Genomic DNA, 658 nt, shown 5'->3' with positions numbered 1-658 from the left:
GCGAAGTCGGTATCTTTGATACGGCTCTTCGACGCGTTCACGTTCTCGTTGATGTTATCCAAGTTGCTGATTGCGTGGTTGAAACGGTTTTGGAAAGCACCTAGCTCTGCACGGTGGCTGTCTACGTATTTCAATGCTGCATCAATGATAGCTACAGACTCTTGTGCACCACCTACTGATGTTACGTCGATAGTATCAACCGTTACTTTCTTACCGTCGTTTAGACCTAGCTCACCAGATAGGCCGCCAGAGAATTCAACGTCGCCTTCCACTTTGTTGTTGCCCGCAAACACTTGCAGCTTACCGTCTTGGTCTACTGACGCTTTTACTAAGTCTGTTTGACCGTTGATGTACGTCGCTAGCTCTTCGATATCGTCACCCGCTTTCGCGCTGATGTTGATTTCTTGTTCTTGACCAAAGCTGTCCGTTAGGCTGATTTTCATGTCTGATTTATCAGCAGCAACGTTCCAGTTTTTGTCTTTGCCGTTTTCAGCTTGGTAGCTCACGCCGCCCATCATTTGGTTGTCTGAGCGCATGTCTTTTAGGTTAAGCATTACTGCTTCACCGTTGTCCGCACCGATTTGGAAAGACTGAGTGCCGTAAGTACCGTTAAGTAGGCGGTTACCACCGAAAGATGTCGTTTCAGCGATACGGTTTA

Annotated in this window: 1 protein-coding gene; it reads right to left on the bottom strand. The window is 47.4% G+C overall.

Annotation, left to right across the window (positions count from 1 at the left end):
- A partial coding sequence (locus BCT11_RS25125) for a flagellin (protein ID WP_241909059.1) occupies positions 1–658 on the bottom strand: 658 nt, incomplete at both ends.

Source organism: Vibrio sp. 10N.222.52.B12, from assembly GCF_002875385.1.
Lineage (GTDB): Bacteria > Pseudomonadota > Gammaproteobacteria > Enterobacterales > Vibrionaceae > Vibrio > Vibrio jasicida.
Note: the sequence above shows the minus strand (reverse complement) of the source record. Positions and strands in the feature narration are given on the sequence as shown.